The sequence below is a fragment of the Bartonella sp. HY406 genome, assembly GCF_025449315.1.
Classification (GTDB): Bacteria; Pseudomonadota; Alphaproteobacteria; order Rhizobiales; family Rhizobiaceae; genus HY038.
Genome location: NZ_CP104893.1, coordinates 25,658 through 45,021, shown reverse-complemented (window position 1 = coordinate 45,021; position 19,364 = coordinate 25,658). Strand labels below are relative to the sequence as shown.

General features: G+C 41.5%; 14 protein-coding genes. 7 read left to right on the top strand and 7 right to left on the bottom strand.

From position 1 onward, the window contains the following. Positions 1 to 76 precede the first annotated feature (76 nt). Entirely contained in the window at positions 77 to 1,627 is a 1,551-nt protein-coding gene (locus N6B01_RS00160; RefSeq protein ID WP_262079329.1) for a sensor histidine kinase, read from the bottom strand. 832 nt (positions 1,628 to 2,459) lie between these two features. Here N6B01_RS00160 and N6B01_RS00155 point away from each other — a divergent pair. Beyond that, the gene (locus N6B01_RS00155) at positions 2,460 to 3,629 is read left to right on the top strand and encodes an efflux RND transporter periplasmic adaptor subunit (protein WP_262079327.1); all 1,170 of its coding nucleotides are present in this window, start codon (positions 2,460 to 2,462) and stop codon (positions 3,627 to 3,629) included. After that, positions 3,619 to 6,789 carry an efflux RND transporter permease subunit gene (locus tag N6B01_RS00150; protein ID WP_262079325.1) on the top strand — a complete coding sequence of 1,057 codons (3,171 nt, stop codon included), beginning with the start codon at positions 3,619 to 3,621 and terminating at the stop codon, positions 6,787 to 6,789. The genes N6B01_RS00155 and N6B01_RS00150 overlap by 11 nt, the downstream gene beginning before the upstream one ends. A gap of 168 nt (positions 6,790 to 6,957) precedes the next feature. Here the strand turns inward: N6B01_RS00150 and N6B01_RS00145 are convergent, their stop codons facing one another. Continuing rightward, entirely contained in the window at positions 6,958 to 8,007 is a 1,050-nt protein-coding gene (locus N6B01_RS00145) for a histone deacetylase family protein (RefSeq protein WP_262079324.1), read from the bottom strand. Positions 8,008 to 8,279: 272 nt separating this feature from the next. Here N6B01_RS00145 and N6B01_RS00140 point away from each other — a divergent pair, with 272 nt between their 5' ends. From N6B01_RS00140 to N6B01_RS00120, 5 genes are all read left to right on the top strand, one after another. Beyond that, positions 8,280 to 9,320 (top strand): class 1 fructose-bisphosphatase, encoded by a 1,041-nt coding sequence (locus tag N6B01_RS00140; protein WP_315973316.1) that lies wholly within the window; start codon positions 8,280 to 8,282, stop codon positions 9,318 to 9,320. A 12-nt stretch (positions 9,321 to 9,332) separates the two neighbouring features. Beyond that, complete coding sequence (gene fba / locus N6B01_RS00135) at positions 9,333 to 10,397, top strand: class II fructose-bisphosphate aldolase (protein ID WP_182418342.1); 1,065 nt, start codon at positions 9,333 to 9,335, stop codon at positions 10,395 to 10,397. Positions 10,398 to 10,721: 324 nt separating this feature from the next. Continuing rightward, positions 10,722 to 12,473 (top strand): thiamine pyrophosphate-binding protein, encoded by a 1,752-nt coding sequence (locus N6B01_RS00130; protein WP_262079322.1) that lies wholly within the window; start codon positions 10,722 to 10,724, stop codon positions 12,471 to 12,473. A gap of 86 nt (positions 12,474 to 12,559) precedes the next feature. Beyond that, positions 12,560 to 13,852 (top strand): MFS family transporter, encoded by a 1,293-nt coding sequence (locus N6B01_RS00125; RefSeq protein WP_262079320.1) that lies wholly within the window; start codon positions 12,560 to 12,562, stop codon positions 13,850 to 13,852. Between the two features lie 105 nt (positions 13,853 to 13,957). Continuing rightward, complete coding sequence (locus N6B01_RS00120) at positions 13,958 to 14,737, top strand: IclR family transcriptional regulator (protein ID WP_262079318.1); 780 nt, start codon at positions 13,958 to 13,960, stop codon at positions 14,735 to 14,737. Between the two features lie 74 nt (positions 14,738 to 14,811). Here N6B01_RS00120 and N6B01_RS00115 read toward each other — a convergent pair whose 3' ends face one another. The 5 genes from N6B01_RS00115 to N6B01_RS00095 form a co-directional block, all read right to left on the bottom strand. Then, positions 14,812 to 15,576, bottom strand: coding sequence for an ABC transporter ATP-binding protein (locus tag N6B01_RS00115; RefSeq protein ID WP_262079317.1), 765 nt, complete (start codon positions 15,574 to 15,576; stop codon positions 14,812 to 14,814). Between the two features lie 54 nt (positions 15,577 to 15,630). Then, the gene (locus tag N6B01_RS00110; protein ID WP_246708094.1) at positions 15,631 to 16,368 is read right to left on the bottom strand and encodes an ABC transporter permease; all 738 of its coding nucleotides are present in this window, start codon (positions 16,366 to 16,368) and stop codon (positions 15,631 to 15,633) included. Position 16,369: 1 nt separating this feature from the next. Next, on the bottom strand, positions 16,370 to 17,083 hold the full coding sequence (locus tag N6B01_RS00105) for an ABC transporter permease (protein ID WP_246708093.1): 714 nt from the start codon (positions 17,081 to 17,083) through the stop codon (positions 16,370 to 16,372). A gap of 164 nt (positions 17,084 to 17,247) precedes the next feature. Continuing rightward, positions 17,248 to 18,045 (bottom strand): substrate-binding periplasmic protein, encoded by a 798-nt coding sequence (locus N6B01_RS00100; RefSeq protein WP_262079316.1) that lies wholly within the window; start codon positions 18,043 to 18,045, stop codon positions 17,248 to 17,250. 198 nt (positions 18,046 to 18,243) lie between these two features. Further along, positions 18,244 to 19,041, bottom strand: a complete 798-nt coding sequence (locus N6B01_RS00095; RefSeq protein ID WP_262079315.1) for a dimethylarginine dimethylaminohydrolase family protein — start codon at positions 19,039 to 19,041, stop codon at positions 18,244 to 18,246. Positions 19,042 to 19,364 lie beyond the last annotated feature (323 nt).

The following is a 19,364-nucleotide window of genomic DNA, read 5'->3' as shown; positions in this document are numbered from 1 at the left end:
ATTTTTATAAAAAAAAAATTAAGACATTGATTTATAACAAATAAATTTTATAAAAAAATATCCACACACCAAAGGATTAAGCGCTTTTTTTAGTGCCATACCATTTCGCCACATTATTTACAGCCAATGGTATACGAATCCTGAAATGCGTTCCGACCTTACAATCATCAATAAGCTCGATTGTACCGCCATGAGCGCGCACCAATTCAAGACAGATTGCTAAACCAAGACCTGTGCCACCATGTCCGGTACTACCATCAAAAGGCGTAAAAAGATGTTCTTTGGCTTTTACCGGCAATCCTGGCCCATTATCAACAATATCAAGAATCGCCGAATTACCTTCATAATGAGCGGTTACCGTAATATCGCGGGACTTATCCTTTTCCATTTCTGCCGGCGAGGTCATAGCTTGCACAGCATTTCGAAACAGATTGGTAAGAACACGGTTGAGCTGTTCACTATCAACCAACATTTCGAAATCTTCTGCAACCTTATTGTGGATATTCACGAGCTCGCGACCTGATACAGCAAGACTATCCCTTATATCATCAATAAGGGCATGCAAGGATACTAATTGTAAATTGGGTCTTTGCTCCTGCATTCGACCATAAGCAATAATACTTTGCGTATAGTTGATTGCCCGATCGATGGTGTGGATTAATTTAGGGGTTAGCCGTTTGCTTAGCGGATCATTCACCTCGGCCAAATGGTCTGAAATCAATTGCGCCGAAGCTAGGATATTACGCATATCATGATTAATTTTCGATACTGCAAGCCCAAGATTAGCAAGATGTTTTTGCCGCACATAATTTTGTTGCAATTCAACTTCAATTGCCGCAATACGCCGTTGCGCTGCCCCCATCTCATCACGGCGATTTTCTGGCACAATGATGCGGTTAGGATTATCAGGCTCGGCAACAAAATCAAGCATATGAAAATAGATAGCACGCAAGGGGCGCACCAATAATTCATAAACAATAAGGTAAATAATCGTGGTGGCAACAATGGCAATGGTGAGTGAAATTATCGCAAATTGCCATGTAAAACGCAGCATTTCTTCACGCAACTCGCTATTGGTGAAGGTCATCGAAAATACCTGATTGCTATCATCGGTACGCGCAAAAAGACGAATAATTTTAGGCGTACTAGAAAAAAGTGTTGTCACACCGCTAATGACTGACTGAGTTTCACTATAATTATTCAAATCAATATTCTTGTCGACGGAATATTCCTGCCCATTAAGCCTTATAGCTACAATCGAACCATCATCACGGGTTACAGTCAAAGCAAGGGCTTTCGTTGCCGAAAGAACCCTATGCTGCACCTCCTGATCAAGCACAATTCTGTCTTCATTAAGTAAAACATAAGATAGCGCCATAGCCGATTTGGTCTGATTTTCAAGCCAACGGCTTTGCATATTGGCAATGGAGGGAATAAAGGCCAAAATTTCAGTAATGAGAACTGAAAGCACCATCAAAAGCAACAAGCGTGTGCGAATACGCGAGAAAAACGGAATTTTATTTTCATGAGAGGCGTTAATATTTAACGATGGAACCAGACCTGCCAAGTCATCTTGGCTTGACATATCCATGCCATCAGTCGCGGTTTCATTAGTATTTAATGTCATGAAAAATAATCCAAATAAATGATAGCTTTGCTTATAATCAATTTTATCAGGCGACGAAACATAGAGAGCACCAAGAAAAGATGGTTTTCCGCTATCCTGGTTTCATTACCAAAATTTAACTGGCGCTTGTGTTGATTATGACACATTAAAGTGATCAGAACAAATTGCAATGCCCGTTTTTTGTTTGGCAATAGTTTTGGCTTTATGCAATATTTTTGCCCCTTGAATTTTCTCTCGAGTGGAGTACATCAAGAGAAAAAAGTCAAACCAATGAATTTATTGATAAATTTTATAAATGCCATTTTTCGCTAATCGATACGGCGCTGCTATTATGCTTTTAAGCAAAGTATTGGAACGGTTAAATTATCTCACTGGCTTTATCAAATATTGGCTTTATCAAAAGGGCATTTTTAAAACAGGCGAGAAATAATTATGATTCTTTTAAAGGCAATAATATCGAGGTGATCTAAACTAGCGCATATAGTCGTGTATTTTGTAAGCATTAAAATTATTTAACTTGATGATTAAAGGTATCTTTACCAAAAATATGTCAAAGCATATCGAAATATGATCAGAAAGACGACTTTAACTTTTAGAATTTATATAAATAAAACAATGGGCTGAATCCCGTTACACTTTATAAATAGCGATTAATGACCTTAAATAGAAACCGACTAGAAAAGCTAAAATCTAATCGACTAGCTTATTGTCATATAGCCGCATTAAACTTGCATAATATTAATACTTATTCGAGCGTTGTGGCATACACAATGAAAATTTCAATGCTGCATGAATGCAATATTTGAACACATAAAATCAAAGGGCTGAATGGATGAAAATTGGCAAAACCATATTAACGGTTGCCGCTTTAGGTACAGTTAGTGCCTTAGCATCATTAATGGCGATGCCGCTTTTTACCGCGCCAGCTATGGCGCAAAACCCTAACCAAAAATCAGGCGGTGGCAATGCCTCTGCGCTTGTGGTGGTTGAGCCCGCCAAAAAAGAAATCATAAATGATCATTTAACCGCTATTGGCACAAGCCGCGCTGATCAAACAGTTGCAGTCACGCCATGGTCGGCAGGAACGCTTGAAAAATTTTTTGTCAAAGCGGGGCAAAATGTCAAGATCAATGATCCAATTGCCAAACTTGACTCGGATAATGAGGAAATTGCCCTTGAGCAAGCCAAGGTGCAGCTAGAAGACGCAAAGCAGGCTTATGAGCGCATTATCCGCTTGCGCGAAACGCAAACCGTATCGCAAGTACAAGAAATTAGCGGCAAACTTGCACTTGCCAAGGCTGAGCTTTCAGTCAAAGACGCACAATTAACTCTGGAAAGGCGTACTATCCGCGCACCGATTAATGGCATGGTTGGTATTTTACCGATTGATGCGGGTAATTATGTCACCACAGCAACAACAATCGCCAATATTGATAACCGTAGTAAGATACTGGTCGATATTTGGGTGCCAGAACGCTATGCGCCATCAATTGAAATTGGTCAATCGATCAGTGCAAAATCTATCGCACGCCCGGGTGACAAGCCCTTTATTGGCACCGTTAGCGCTATTGATAGCAAAATTGATGAAGCAAGCCGCACCTTGCGGGTGCGCTCAGAAATTTTAAACAAGAATGATGTCTTGCGCGGCGGCATGTCCTTTGAGGTAAGCCTCACCTTTCCCGGTGATCCCTATGCCAGTGTTAACCCCCTCGCCATTCAATGGAGCGGCTCTGGTGCTTATGTCTGGCGGATTAAAGATAATAAAGCCTATAAAACTCAAGTATCCATCATTCAGCGCAATTCTAATAATGTATTGGTCAATGGCGAAATTGAAGCGGGGGATAATATTGTTATCCAAGGCGTGCAGTCATTGCGCGAGGGGATAGAAGTACGCTTTGAAAATCCGCAAGCACGTGTTGGCACACAGGCTGATAGCAATAGACAAGAGCCAACCACTAAGGGCGATGAAGAAGCCAAAGCGGATCACGCCAATGCAAAATAACAATTCCTTTGATAAAGATGGTGTGAGCGAAACAAAAAAGCCAAAGACAACCAATAAGGTTGGCTTTGTTAATCTATTTATTCGCCGGCCAGTTTTCGCCTTTGTGGTTAATGCCTTGATTGTTGTTGCAGGTCTTGCAGCCCTTTCTGGTGTGGATATTCGCGAATTGCCCGATGTTGATCGCCCTGCGGTTACTGTTGCAACAGATTTTACTGGTGCATCCGCCGAAACTATTGACCGTGAAATTACCCAAGTTTTAGAAGATGCTGTAGCGCGCGTCACCGGGGTTAAAACCATTTCATCGCGTTCATCCTTTGCGCGCAGCCGCGTGACAGTAGAATTTAATGATGGTGTTGATCTTAATGTTGCAGCGGCGGATATTCGTGATGCCATTTCACGCGTCACCAATGATCTGCCGCAAGCCGCGGACGCATCACGTATCATCAAAGCAGATTCCAATGCCGATGCGGTAATGCGCCTTGCGGTGATGTCCGATAGAATGAGCGTTGATGATCTAACCGTTCTTGCCGATGATCAGATTGCTGATACGTTGTCTGCGGTTGCCGGCGTTGCCGATGTGCAAATGTTTGGTGATCGTGATAAGATTTTCCGCATTGATATTGATCAGGCACGCCTTGCAAGTTACGGTTTGACGGTTGGCAATATCACCACCACCCTATCAGATATGGCGCTTGACGCACCAGCTGGATCATTACGCAGTTCTGACCAATCCTTGGTGGTGCGTGCAACAGCAAATCTTTCAACCCCGCAAGCTTTTGAAAATGTTTATATTACTCCAAAAATCCGCATTGGTGATATTGCCAATGTTACCTTAGGGCCTGATGTTGAAACATCAATCGTGAATGCCAATGGTCGCTCCGCCGTTGGACTTGGTATTATCCGGCAAGCGCAATCCAATACTTTGGATATTTCTAAAGGCATTACGCAGGCGGTTGCAGAGCTTAACAAAACTTTACCTGATGGTGTTGAAGTACGCATCACCAGTGATGATGCGAATTTCATCAAGGGCGCAATTCATGAGGTTGAAATTGCCTTGATCGTTGCCATTCTTGGCGTCATCGTGGTTATTTTTCTATTTCTTTGGGATGTTCGAGCAACGCTTATTCCAGCCTTATCGATTCCCGTTGCTCTCATCGGTACAATTGCTGCTATTTATTTAGTCGGTTTTTCCATCAATATTTTAACCTTGCTAGCACTGGTGCTTGCAACGGGGCTTGTAGTTGATGATGCAATTGTGGTGTTAGAAAATATTGTTCGCCGCCGCAATATGGGCATTGGTCCACGTGCAGCTTCAGTTTTGGGCACTAATGAAGTATTTTTTGCCGTTGTCGCAACCACTCTTACCCTTGCTGCGGTGTTTATTCCAATTTCGTTTTTGCCAGGGCAAGCTGGTGGTCTATTTAAAGAGTTTGGCTTTGTGCTAGCGATTGCAATTTTACTATCGGCAATCGTATCGCTCACCCTTTGCCCAATGCTTGCATCACGTTTTTTAAAAGAGCATAAGTCCAATGAAAGCGATCATCATGAGCCATTATTTTTTCAAAAATTAGGTGGTTTTATTGGCGGTTTTTATCGTAAAACTCTGCATTTTTGTTTAAACCAACCCTTAATGGTGATTGTTGCTTCAATCGTTTTTGCTGGACTTTCATGGGCGGGCTTTAATACATTGCAGCAAGAGCTTACGCCATCGGAAGATCGCTCATCTATCTTCCTATCAATTGAAGGACCACAGGGTATTTCGGTTGATTATCTTAATGACCAATTCAAGCAAATTGAAGCTATTCTTTCGCCCTTGCGAGAAAATGGTGAAATTGTTAGCACCTATTCCGTAGCAGGCACGGGCGGCTCGACCAATCGCGGTGTTATTATTTTAACTCTTGCACCATGGAATGATCGCTCGCGCAGTCAACAGGAAATTATTGGCGACATTAATACCGCCATGCGCAAGTTCCCATCAGTGCGCGTTCTCACCCGTGAAGGCAACAGCCTTGGCATTCGTGGTGCGGGCAATGGTTTGCAATTTGCAATTTTAGGGCAGGATTACGCAACCCTGCAACCCGCGGCAGAGGCAATTATTGCCAAAATGCAGCAAAATCCCAAATTCTTGCAACCTCGCCTAGCGGTTGATGCAACACAGCCACAATTATTTATTGATATAGACCGCGCCCGCGCCTCCGACCTTGGCATTGATATTTCTGGTATGGCACAAACCGTGCAATCTATGCTCGATGGGCGCAAAATTGGCTCGGTCTATGTGGGTGATCGTAGTTATGATGTAAAAATCGTATCCTCTACCCATCCAGTTAATGACCCAAGCGATCTTGAAAACATCTATATGAAAACTAGCGATAGCCGCTTTGTGCCAGTTTCAGCCATTGCTAGTGTTGATGAGCGACCCGTACCACCAGAGTTGCAACGTGAATCACGTATGCGGGCGGTAACATTGACCACCAATCTTGCATCAGACTATGCCCTTGGAACTGCTTATCAAGATGTCTTAGCTATTGCAAAAAATGAGTTACCATCAGGCAGCTATATTTTGCCTCTTGCTGAAGCAGCAACCCTTGGGGAAACATCGGCCGGTCTTATTTTGATTTTTGGCTTTGCGATTGTGATTATTTTGTTGGTTTTAGCAGCACAATTTGAAAGCTTTATTTCTGGTATTATTGTTATGGCAACCGTTCCGCTTGGACTTGGCTGTGCAGTTATCGCAATGATGATTTCTGGGGTTAGTCTTAATGTTTATAGTCAGATTGGTTTGGTCTTGCTTGTTGGCATCATGGCCAAAAACGGTATCTTGATTGTTGAATTTGCTGACCAATTGCGTGATCGCGGTATGAATGTGCGCCAAGCGATTGAGGAAGCTGCCAATATTCGCTTACGCCCCGTATCGATGACTATGATTTGCGCTATTCTTGGCGGTGTACCGCTAGTTTTGGCATCAGGAGCTGGTGCTGAGGCGCGTATTGCGCTTGGTTGGGTCATTGTTGGTGGACTTGGGCTTGCTACGATTGCGACGCTTTATGTAACCCCCGTTGCTTATTTGCTGCTTGGCCGCTTTATTCGCCCCAAAGCCGAAGAAGAAGCACGCCTTGACCAAGAATTGCATCATGCCAACAACAACCAAAACACGCACTAACATCTTAGCTGCATAAAACAAGCGTTTATTGTCTATTGCCTGTGAAAACAAAACGGTTTTCGCAGGCAATATTTTTAAACATGTTCATTTTCAATAAGATACGAATAAAACTTACACCTAAAGCAAAATTTTCATTTTTTAAATTTTAACATGCCACCGTTTAAAATCTTATATTTTGGCTAAAATGCCGGTTAAAAACGCTTTGAGGCAATCGCCAATAACACTCACCTGATAACCACCTTCTTGGATAATCACCACAGGAATACCCAAACGTGCAACAAGAATGGCAGCTTTATAAAAGGCATCGGTCGTCACTTTAACAATGCTTAAAGGATCATCCTTATGGGTATCATAGCCAAGGGCAAGAACCACAACTTCAGCGCCATAATTCTTAACATAATCAACGCCTAAACCCACACCGGTTAAAAAACTTTCATCATCGCTATTGGCGGCAATCGGAATATTAACATTATAGCCCAAACCTTCACCATAGCCTTTTTCATGAAGATAGCCGGTATAAAACGGATAATAAACTGATGTATCAACATGGATAGAAACCGTCAAAATATCGCTGCGGCGATAAAATATTTCTTGTGTGCCGTCCCCATGATGGGCGTCAATATCAAGAACAGCGATTTTTTTAAATTTTTGCCGTAAATGCTCTGCAGCAATGGCAGCATTATTCATATAGCAAAAGCCCGAAGCACGATCAGAACGGCAATGATGCCCAGAAGGGCGACAAAGGGCGTAAGCGACTTTTTCACCTTCAAGAATAGCCTCAGCGGCAGCCGTTGCACTATGGGTTGACCGTAAAACCGATAGGTAAGTAAACTTGCTAATTGGCACAGCAAGATCACCAAGATAATAACCGCTTTGGGCAATAAGATGATTGCTTGGACAAGGAGGCCGCCTATCCTTAGCAGGGTCACCATTCCAATAAGGGAAGCTATTGGGTAAAACCTCTACCCCATGCATGGGTAATTCCAACCAACGACTGTAAGCTGTTTCAAGATAATCAAGATAATAGTTGGGATGAACTTTTAATGCAGCAAGGCGGCCATAATCTTGCGGTGTTTCAACGCTTACGCCTAAATTTTCAAGAGCGATCAAAAGCTTTTGTGTTCGCAATGGACTATCGGTGGGCTTTGCTATTTCGCCATAACGCATAAATTGTTTTGGCTCATGCAAAGCCTGATCTTGATGATAAAAACCGCGCATTCTTCCTCCCCTTAGTAACACCACCTCCAATAAAAAGCTTCTTTAAAAAGCTAAAAAGTGTTACAACTTACAAACTATGCCACTGTTAAATAGGCAATTCAATAGAGTTCTTATCAGCGCATTTGATACAACTTTACGCGATGAAACTTTTTATTATTATTTTAATAACAGTTTAGCCTATTGCTTTTATTGCCAAGGTGCTATTGAATTACAGTAATGCTGCTAAATATTGTTTCAATGAACTGAGGCAAGAAATCTGTGAGACTGTTTAAATGAAAAACCATCATGATGCTGAAAGGCTAAAGCTAATTGGCGATGACGAAACCATAGATTTTATGCCCCTTGAAACTTATTTAACCAAGTGGATGCATGGTGACGGTGCAAAAATAGCAATTGTAAAACTGATTGAAGCTATTTGTCTTGGTGCATTTAAGCTTTCTAAGCGTGTAGCTGGCGGCCATCTTTATGGTGACCCGGGTCGTCTCGTTGGTTCCAATAGCGATGGCGATCTACAAAAAAGCATTGATGTTGGCTCGCATTATTTATTTTCTGAACTATTATTGGAAGCAGGAGCTGGCAAGCTTTTATCGGAAGAATCTGAAGATGTTATAAGCAATCCCGACGGCGGTGATTTTGCTGTTGCATTTGATCCGCTTGATGGCTCAGGCAATGTCGGCATTGGCGCGCCAATTGGCACATTTTTTTCGATTTTTCCAAATTCCTATAGTCATGACCCATTTTTAGTAAAGGGTAGCGAACAAGTGGCTGCTGGCTATATTTCTTATGGTCATAGTATTGATTTTGCTCTATCGGTCGGCGATGGGCTTATTTTGGGTGCGATGGAGCCACAAAGCGGCATTTTTTATATTTTACAAGAAAATGTTACTCTTGCCCCTGAAACATCCGACCTTGCTTATAATGCTTCAGTTTATCGCCATCTTTTTCCGCCAATGCGTCAATATGTTGATGATGTTCAACAAGGTAAGGTTGGGCCGCGCGGCAAAGATTTCAATATGCGTTGGCTTGGCGCTGCGGTTGGCGAGCTCCATCGTATTTTTCAGCGTGGCGGCCTGTTCTTTTATGTCAATGACCAGCGTAAAGGCTATGAAAATGGTCGCCTAAGACTAATTTACGAAGCATTTCCCATTGCATTTCTCTGTGACGCTGCAAAAGGCAAAGCCACCGATGGTATGCAAGATATTCTTGATATTGTACCAGCTAGTCATCATGCTCGCACACCACTGATTTTTGGTGCAGCCAATGAAGTCGATACAATCAAGACCTATCATACTTTAACCCAAAATCCCGAATGAGGAGAGTTTTTCATGGCCCGTATTACCCTTCGCCAATTGCTTGATCATGCAGCAGAACATGATTATGGCGTTCCAGCGTTTAATATTAATAATATGGAACAGGCACTTGCCGTTATGGAAGCTGCCCATGCGACTAATTCACCGGTTATCATTCAAGCATCGCGCGGCGCGCGCGCTTATGCCCATGACATCATGCTGCGTCATATGATGGATGCAGTGGTTGAAATTTTCCCTCATATTCCTGTGTGCGTGCATCTTGACCATGGTAATGGCCCAGCAACCTGCATGACCGCACTACAAAACGGTTTTACATCGGTAATGATGGATGGTTCGCTTAAAGAAGATGGTAAAACACCTGCTGATTGGGATTATAATGTGGGTGTCACCAAACAGGTTTCAACCATGGCTCATTATGGCGGCGCTTCAGTTGAAGGTGAACTTGGTGTGCTTGGCTCACTTGAAACAGGTCAAGGTGAAGCTGAAGATGGCCACGGCGCAGAAGGCGTTTTAAGTCATGACCAATTATTGACCAATCCTGATGAAGCGGTCAAATTTGTGCTTGAAACCAAGGTAGATGCTTTGGCTGTTGCTATGGGTACCAGCCATGGTGCTTATAAATTTACCCGTAAGCCTGATGGTAATGTTTTGGCAATGAGCGTTATTGAAGAAATCCATCGCAAATTACCAAATACCCATTTGGTGATGCATGGTTCTTCATCAGTTCCGCAAGAGCTACAAGATATCATTAACCAATATGGTGGCGATATTAAGCCAACTTGGGGCGTGCCAGTAGAAGAAATCCAACGCGGCATCCGCCATGGTGTGCGCAAAATCAACATTGACACCGATTGTCGCATGGCAATTACGGGTCAGATCCGCCGCGTTTTTGCTGAAAATCCATCAGAGTTTGATCCACGTAAATATTTGGCACCAGCGCGTGAAGCGGTTACCAAGCTTTGCAAACAACGCTTTGAAGAATTTGGCACGGCAGGCCACGCCAGTGCGATTAAGCCATTGCCACTTGCTGACATGGCAAAGCTTTATGCTGAAGGCAAACTTGATCCTATTGCTTCTTAAAAACTAAGGCATTTGAATAAATTAAAGCCGCGTGCCATTTAAAAAATAGCACGCGGCTTTTTATTTGATCAGCATAACATCTTTGTCGTGTACTAGCGTCAGCAATAAAAATACAACCTAATTTAATCAAACATCATATTCGCTTTCGCACCTAAAATTTTAACAAATAAGCTCAAACCACCCCATCTTCACCAGACCAAATCCGCTCAGTTGAATTAAAAATTCTGCTGAATAAAACCTGTTGACTTTTTTAAAAAAATAAATAATCCTACTCAATAGAAAAAATAATTCTATTCAACGGAATTTATTGGGGAGGATAAATTGATGACAAATAATAATAGCAGCGATTTAAACGGCATTGAAATGCAAGGTGGGGAAGCTGTTGCGCGCATCCTAAAAGCTTTTAACTGTGGTCCGATGCTTGGCATGGGGGGATTCCAACTACTACCTATGTATGAAGTTGCTGATAAGCTTGGTTTAGATCATTATTTAATCAATGATGAACGAGCCGCCGCCTTTGCGGCTGATGCCTATGCCAAAGTAACTGGTCGCGTTGGTCTTGCAGATGCGTCTTTAGGACCGGGAGCCACTAATCTTGTCACTGGACTTGGTGAAGCACTCAATGCTGGTACCCCCATGGTATGTGTCATCGGGGATACCCATCGTGATCACTCATGGAAGAATATGACACAAGAAGTGCGTCAGATGGACGTATTACGTCCAGTTTGTAAAGAACTTATCCGCATTGAAACAATACAACGAATCCCTGAACTAATGAAGCGCGCCTTTGCTGTTGCGACTTCTGGCCGCCCTGGACCAGTTGTGGTGGATATTCCAGAAGATATCATGCATGCAGTCCATACTTTCTTTGCTGATGATTTTGAGGTTGACCCTGCTAATGAAAGTGTACCAGCTTTGCGTTGCCGGCCTGATAAGGCTAACCTAGAAAAAGCTGCTGCTGCCTTAGCCAAGGCAAAGCGCCCGTTAATTCTTGCTGGCGGCGGCGTGCACATTTCAGGCGCAAATCATGCATTGGAACAATTTGCGCAAGCAACCAATATACCCGTTGCCCATACTTTAACCGGCAAGGGAGCAATTGCTTGCACAAACCCACTCAATGCAGGGCTCTTTGGTCGCTATGATCGAATTGCCAATAAGCTGATTGAAGAAGCCGATATATTATTTGTCGTTGGCTGCAAATTAGGCGAAATTGCCACCAAGCGTTATACATTACCACCAAAAGGCAAAACAATCATTCACCTTGACTCATTGCCTGAAGAATTTGGCCGCACAACCAAAGCAGACATAATTTTGTGGGGTGATGCACGCTGTGGGCTTGAAGATATGCTTGATACGTTAAGCGACAAGACATCACAATTACATGCAAACCACCAAGCTTATATTGATGATGTCGGTAACCGCATGGATACATGGCGTAAGGATGTTGCAGAACGCCTATATTCAAATGAAAAGCCAATTAATATGGCACGACTAATGACCGAATTGAACACAGCATTGCCTAATGATGCAATTTTAGTTGCCGATGGTGGATTTGCAGCTCATTGGAGCGGTCTATTATATGATACCAAACAAGCAGGACGTGGCTTTTTGCCTGATCGCGGTTTCGCGTCAATTGGATATGGATTACCAGGCGCCATCGGTGCAGCGCTTGCCGCGCCCGAGCGTACAGTTATGGCACTTACTGGCGATAGCGGCTTTTGCATGGTTTTAGGAGACTTGGAAACCGCAAAGCGGCTTAACCTTAATATTACAATTATAGTCGTCAATAATGCGGCTTCTGGCTATGTTAAAGCCTTGCAACACTTAGTTTATGGCACAGGGCATTATCATTCATCCGACCTAAATGAAGTAGATTTTGCAAAAGTAGCAAATTCGTTTGGTTGCACAGGTATTCGCGTTGAAGATCCAGACCAAATTGGCGCCGCCCTGCAACAAGCCATGACAATCAAAGGGCCTGTTGTGTTAGATGTCATTGTAACCCGTGATCCTGCTAAAATGCTGCCTGGTGTAGATAATCGCGCCGCTATTATCAAAAAGGGTGATCGCATAGCCTAATTTCAATCGCATTTGATTTGGTCTAACCACATTTACTCCCGATAAGGAGACGGGTTTGAATGTCTGGGGAACATCGGGAGGATTATATGACCAAAAAACCTAGTGAAACACGTAAGCGCATTATAGCTATATTTTCCAGTGCTTCGGGCAATTTGGTTGAATGGTATGATTTTTATATTTATTCTTTTACCGCGCTATATTTTGCATCATCATTTTTTCCACAAGGTGATAGAACAACGCAATTATTAAATGCCGCAGCAGTATTTGCTGCCGGCTTTTTAATGCGCCCCATCGGTGGTTTGCTATTTGGAAGAATAGCAGACCGCATTGGCCGAAAAAAATCCATGCTGATTTCGGTTTTGATGATGTGCTCTGGCTCATTTATCATCGCTATATTGCCAACCTATGAAACTATCGGTGTATTGGCACCCATTCTTTTACTTTTAACCCGCTTAATGCAAGGCCTATCTGTCGGCGGCGAATATGGTACAACCGCTACCTATATGAGCGAAGTTGCAATTTCAGGTAAACGAGGATTTTTTAGCTCATTTTTGCATGTAACATTGATTGGTGGTCAGCTTACTGCCGTTCTCACATTAGTCATATTGCAGTCGTTGTTAAACGATCAGCAATTGCATGATTGGGGTTGGCGTATCCCATTCTTCATCGGTGGTATTCTTGCAATTGTTGCACTGATTTTGCGTCGTAACCTTCATGAAACTTCAACACCAGAAACACGCGCCAAGACAAAAGAAGGCAGCCTTATCGGGCTTTGGAAACAGCATAGACGCGCCATATTATGCGTCATGGGCTTTTCTGCTGGGGGATCTTTATTCTTCTATTCCTTTACAACCTATATGCAAAAATATCTTGTCAATACTGCAGGATTTTCCAAATCTGATGCCTCGTCAACCATGACATGGGCTTTACTTGGCTGCATGATTTTACAACCCATATTTGGTTATTTTTCCGATATTATCGGCAGGCGTAACTCATTACTTATCTGGAGCTTTCTTTCTATTTTTATTACAGTACCATTATTAACATTAATCGGTCAGGCACAAACCTTAATGATCGCATTTGTGTTTATTATGGTGGGGCTTGCAACAGTGAGTATGTATAGTTCAATCAGTGGGTTGATTAAAGCTGAAATGTTTCCACCACAAGTGCGGGCGCTTGGTGTAGGTTTCCCTTATGCCGTTGCTAATGCACTTTTTGGCGGCACCGCCGAATATATTGCCCTTTGGTTTAAATCCATTGGCATGGAAAGTGGCTTCTTTTGGTATGTCACCCTTATGATGGTCATCACCTTTATATCGGTTTTAGCCATGCCAGATCCTCGCAAAAAAGGATATCTACAAGGAGAAGGTATTCATTAGATATTGCTATAAACTTGGTCATTTAATGTAATCAAGTAAACATTGCCCGATAATGTGGGATAGTATAGAGATAGCATAAATACCACTTGCTATTTTGGGAAGAAAATGACTGTTTCACCAAACCAAAATCAGGGAATTGAACGAACTGTTGCCCTGTTAAAAACGATTACGGATCATTGTGACCATGGTGTAAAATTAGCCGATGTAGCAGAGCTCACGCAATTATCGCGTTCAACTGTCCATCGGCTTTTATCTGGGCTTATCCAAGTTGGATTGGTTGAACAAAATTCTGAAACCCTACGCTATTTTCCAGCCTTTTTATTATATAGGCTTGGCAATAAAACTGCTAAACGATTTGGTCTTTTAAACAGTGCGCAAGGTAGTATCGCTCGCCTTGCTAAAGAAACTGAAGACACCGTTTATCTTCAAATTCGTTCGGGTGATGAAGCATTATGCATTGCGCGAGAAGAAGGTAATTACCCAATAAAAACCTTAACCCTAGCTGTTGGTGATCGGCGTCCTCTTGGCATTGGTGCGGGAAGCTTAGCCATACTTTCATCTTTACCTGATTTGGAAATAGAAAGGGTTTTAAAGCGTAATATAAACCAAATTTCGTCATATGGTGAAAAAACCATACTACATATAGAACAAGATGCAAAAATTGCCAAAAAACAAGGATATACCTTCAATCCCGGCCACTATATTAAAGGCATGGGTGCAGTTGGACTGCCAATCATCGATCAAAAAAATAATCTAATTGGCTCACTAAGCATTGCCGCTATAGAAACCAGGATGAGAGATGATCGTCGCCCTTGGCTCTTTGAGTTGATGAAGCGCGAAGCCGCAACCATAATTGATATTATGGCCGAAAGTGAACAAAATTAACCTTTAAAAATATTGTTCACTAAATAAAACTATCCCGCACCCTATGTTGCTTTAGGAGCTATTTTTTATCGCCATCAAAGCATATTTAAAAACTGTTTAAAGCGTTCTGATTTGGGCTTGGCCATTATTTCACTTGGATGTCCCTGCTCTTCGATTAAACCCTTATATAGATAAATCACTTGTGTTGATATTTCACGCGCCAAAGCCATTTCATGGGTTACCATCACCATGGTACATCCATCATTTGCCAATTGTTTAATAACTTGAATAACTTCGCCAACCAATTCTGGATCAAGAGCCGATGTCGGCTCATCCATTAAAATTACCTCAGGCTTCATCGCAAGTGCCCGTGCAATAGCGGCGCGTTGTTGTTGACCACCCGATAATTGTAATGGATATTGATCTGCTTTTGCTGAAATGCCAACCTTTTCCATAAGCACCTTGGCATTTTCAATCGCTTCATCTTTTGAAATACCAAGCACTTTGGTCGGTCCTTCAATAATGTTTTGTAAAATTGTTTTATGAGACCACAGATTGAAACTTTGAAAAACCATGCCTAAACGGGTGCGAATATGCTGCAATTGCTTTTTATTGGCTGCATATTGTTTACCGTTTTTTGCCAATTTTGTTTCAATAATTTCACCTGCAACACTGATCTCGCCAGAGTCGGGTGTTTCAAGATAATTTATACAGCGCAATAATGTTGTTTTGCCTGAGCCACTACTGCCAATCAAGGAAATAACATCACCCTTTTTTGCCTCGAAAGAAACGCCTTTTAGTACTTCAATATCGGCAAAGCTTTTATGAATATTTGTTACAGTTAATGCTTTGGCGGTCATTTTATGCTCCCAACTTCTTTATAGGAATGCTTTTAATTTTAAAACGTATTAGGCTTAATTGGATCTATAGCGCGTGAAATGTCTTTCAAAATGCGAGATCGATTTGGTCATTATCAAAACAACAACAAAATAAATGATACCTGCAGCCACCAATGGCTCTAAAGACAAGTTAAGGCTGCGCTGTAATTCGCGCGCTGTGCCCATTATTTCCATAACGGTAATTGTTGATGCAAGCGCCGTTGATTTAAGCAAAATAATCAAATCATTGGTTAAAATTGGTAAGCACTGACGAAAGGCGAGCGGCAAGGTAATGCGCATTAATATTTGGTTGGAACTCATGCCGATTGCTTGTGCTGCCTCTAATTGACCACGTCCAACCGACTTTATAGCACCGCGAATAACCTCGGCAGTATATGCGCCTTGATTAAGACTAAGCGCAACCAGTGCATACCAAAGTCCTTCACGCAAATAAGGCCACAAAAACGTATCATGGACTGGCAAATTAGGTAAAAGCTGTCCCACGCCTTGATAAATGAGATATAATTGAACAAGCAAGGGTGTGCCGCGAAACAAAAATGTGTAAAGGGCGGTTGGTTTTGATAGTAACCAATTGCGCGAATTTAAATTGATACCACCAATAGTTCCAATTAAAAGCCCAAATAAGCCAGCAACGAAAGTTAAAAATAAGGTAAGTGGTAGCGCGTGCAAAAGAATGGGAATAAATTCGATGACCCGTCCAAAGAAAACACCCATACCACCTAAGAATGACATATCAAATGATTGCTGATCCATATCAATACCCACGATTCAAGTGTTTTTCTAAACGCATGATAACGACAATAGAAACAAGCGTGATGACTAAAAAGAGAAACGCGGTAAAACCATAAAAGAAAACATATTCTCGTGTTGTCGAGGCGGCACGATAACCAGTATAAAGCAATTCTTGGAACGAGCCTAAAACAGAAATAATCGCGCTTTCTTTAATGATTGATAACCATAAATTACTCATACCTGGTACGGCGTGACGCATCATTTGCGGAAATATAATGCGTGTAAATATTTGCCATCTGCTCATACCAATCGATAAAGCTGCTTCAATTTGGCCATTTGGAATGGCTTGCAAAGATGAACGCAAAACCTCGGTCATGAAAGCGCCATTGACGAAGGCAAGGGCAATAATCGCGGCCCAAAATGGGCTGAGTTGAAATTCGTCACCCACTAAGTTGCTTTGTTTGAGCAAATTTTCAAGGCCAGTTGCAACCGCAAAATAGAGCAATAAAACCACCAGCAATTCTGGTAGGGATCTAACAATGGTTAGATAAATATTAGCTAAAACACGTAAAACTTTGTTTGAAGAAAGCTTAGCGCTGGCGGTAATCAACCCAAACAAAAAAGAAATGAAATATGCGACGAATGATAATTCCAACGTTAGCATAAAGCCCCAGAAAAACTGTTCGCCCCAGCCATCGTTACCCCATGATAATAAATGCAGATATTTTTCCATCATGCACCATTTACGAACATTAAATAACAGATCGTCATTCCATATCCCCTTTTTATAGTGATAAAGCTCAGCACAGAGACATAATATTTTATTTTTTTGCTTTGAATTATGCTTTTAGCGGCTAAGATTTTTTGTTTCTTAATTTATAAAAATGCACAAGATATCGCCTACTCTACAGTGGCACTATCAACCCATTTATCTTGAATTTTTTTAAGCGTGCCATCATCAGCAAGCTCTTGTAATGCCTTATTGACAATATCTAGGGTCTTTTGGTCACCCTTTTTAATTGCATAGGCAACACCTTGCCCCAACATAACATTATCAGGAATAATGAGTTTAATTTCGTAATTTTGAGCAAACGGTGTTTTTAGAAAATCTTCCGAAAAAGGCAATGGTGCGAGCATATAATCGGTACGCCCTGCAACAAGGTCGGCGGCGTTGTTATCAGCCGTATCATAACTCTTTAAATGTATATTGGGTAAATATTTTTTCATATATTTTGATTGTACACTAGCAACCTGCACACCAATAATTTTACCTTGCAAACTATTCTGGTCTAAAATATCGCCTTTTCCATCTTCAGCTTTTATCGTTGCAATTACGGTTCGGTCTTTTTTGACACCAACAACGGCTGTACCTTCAACAAAATAAGGCGTACTAAAATCGATTGTTTGGGCACGTTCTTCAGTTACTGAAAACGCACCAATCGCAAAATCAATCTTTTTTTCATTTAAGGAAGGAAGCAAACCATCCCAAGCCATGGATTTAAATTGGCATTTTACTTCAATGCGCTCACACAATGCGCGCGACAAATCAGCCTCTAAACCAATCCATTCGCCATTAGAGCGCACTGCCGTAAAAGGCAAATAAGGTTCAGGCGTCATGCCAAGCCGCAAAGGATTATCTGCATAAGCATAATTAGAAAAAAGAGAAAATATAACGAGGCTTAAAAACTTAATTTTCATTGTTTGACCTCCCAATCGATTAAAATACTTCATGTTTTATTGAGTATTTCGATAAAAACACTTAATATATTAACATGTAAAATATCCAGATAATAATATTTGCTGACTTATTATTCTTTTTTGCAAATATTACCGTATCGTGATTTTTAAAAACCACGATACATTTTTTGATTAAACAAATTTATTATAAAAGATATTTTAATTTTTAAACCAACGCAGCGACATGCAAGATAAGCCAGCATCAATTTTACCGATTTCGGTGGTTTTAAGCGGCACAACATTATAGCCATGGCCGGTTAGCAAATCGATTGTTTTTGGGAAATCCGATCCAACAAATACGGTATCATTAACCCGTAATGCGTTTGCTGCAGCTTCTTCACCCTCTGGCACAATAATTTGACGGAAACGCGAAAACACACCAGAAGCTGCTAAGCGTGCAGTGGAGAAAATAGTTTCGTCATCGAGCAAAGAACAATCAGTTTTAAAGTGTAATACGCCTTTAGGTGTTTGAACAACTTCACCCTTTTTGCCCAATTTTGCAAGTGCTTCGATAAGATCTTCGGCGCCTTTTGCATCAGTTCTTGCAGATAGGCCAATCATAACGGCGTGGGGCGCGTTGAGAACATCGCCGCCATCTGCATAACCATTTTGTGGCAAGCGCAAAACCGTATCAAACATTTTTTCAATTGTTGGTGCAATTTCTTGCACTTCATTGATACGCGTTTCGGCGCCCGGACGAAGCAAAATTGCGCCTTCACTGAAAACGAGCGCTGGATCTTCAACAAAGATTGCATCTGGAAAAGCTTCAAGTGCAGGCAATACGGCAACATTCACGCCAGCAGTTTTTAGTGCTGCGATATAAGCATCATGTTCAGCCTTAACACCTTCATAGGTAGGATTACCACGATCATCAGCACGCAAACCATTAACGACCGAGCGTGAAGGCTCGCGGACAATCACTGAGTTAAAGTTATATACACTTCTTGTTGTAGTCATTTTGAACCCTTTTCCTTACAAAGTTATCGAAAAATTGAGTGCAACCAATTTTTGAAAACCTAATTTTTGATGGGACTAACTGCCATGATTACTTTACTTAAATAAAATTTTTAATTGGATACTAATAATATGAATAGTTATAACGAAGTATATTTAAAACACTTCATTTTAAACTATAAAATATCAATACAAACATCCAAAATCAAATAAAGCCATATCTATGACCAATAAATCCCAATCCTCCTCGATTTTTCGTAATATTAAAGTTACAGTTATAATTTTTTATTTAAAACTGTAAAAATATACAAATTTTCGTTAAAATT

Bases quoted from the DNA above. Each gene is read 5' to 3' on its own strand.
- N6B01_RS00160 (WP_262079329.1), bottom strand. From the start codon at position 1,627: ATGACATTAAATACTAATGAAACCGCGACTGATGGCATGGATATGTCA.
- N6B01_RS00155 (WP_262079327.1), top strand. From the start codon at position 2,460: ATGAAAATTGGCAAAACCATATTAACGGTTGCCGCTTTAGGTACAGTT.
- N6B01_RS00150 (WP_262079325.1), top strand. From the start codon at position 3,619: ATGCAAAATAACAATTCCTTTGATAAAGATGGTGTGAGCGAAACAAAA.
- N6B01_RS00145 (WP_262079324.1), bottom strand. From the start codon at position 8,007: ATGCGCGGTTTTTATCATCAAGATCAGGCTTTGCATGAGCCAAAACAA.
- N6B01_RS00140 (WP_315973316.1), top strand. From the start codon at position 8,280: ATGAAAAACCATCATGATGCTGAAAGGCTAAAGCTAATTGGCGATGAC.
- fba (WP_182418342.1), top strand. From the start codon at position 9,333: ATGGCCCGTATTACCCTTCGCCAATTGCTTGATCATGCAGCAGAACAT.
- N6B01_RS00130 (WP_262079322.1), top strand. From the start codon at position 10,722: ATGACAAATAATAATAGCAGCGATTTAAACGGCATTGAAATGCAAGGT.
- N6B01_RS00125 (WP_262079320.1), top strand. From the start codon at position 12,560: ATGACCAAAAAACCTAGTGAAACACGTAAGCGCATTATAGCTATATTT.
- N6B01_RS00120 (WP_262079318.1), top strand. From the start codon at position 13,958: ATGACTGTTTCACCAAACCAAAATCAGGGAATTGAACGAACTGTTGCC.
- N6B01_RS00115 (WP_262079317.1), bottom strand. From the start codon at position 15,576: ATGACCGCCAAAGCATTAACTGTAACAAATATTCATAAAAGCTTTGCC.
- N6B01_RS00110 (WP_246708094.1), bottom strand. From the start codon at position 16,368: ATGGATCAGCAATCATTTGATATGTCATTCTTAGGTGGTATGGGTGTT.
- N6B01_RS00105 (WP_246708093.1), bottom strand. From the start codon at position 17,083: ATGATGGAAAAATATCTGCATTTATTATCATGGGGTAACGATGGCTGG.
- N6B01_RS00100 (WP_262079316.1), bottom strand. From the start codon at position 18,045: ATGAAAATTAAGTTTTTAAGCCTCGTTATATTTTCTCTTTTTTCTAAT.
- N6B01_RS00095 (WP_262079315.1), bottom strand. From the start codon at position 19,041: ATGACTACAACAAGAAGTGTATATAACTTTAACTCAGTGATTGTCCGC.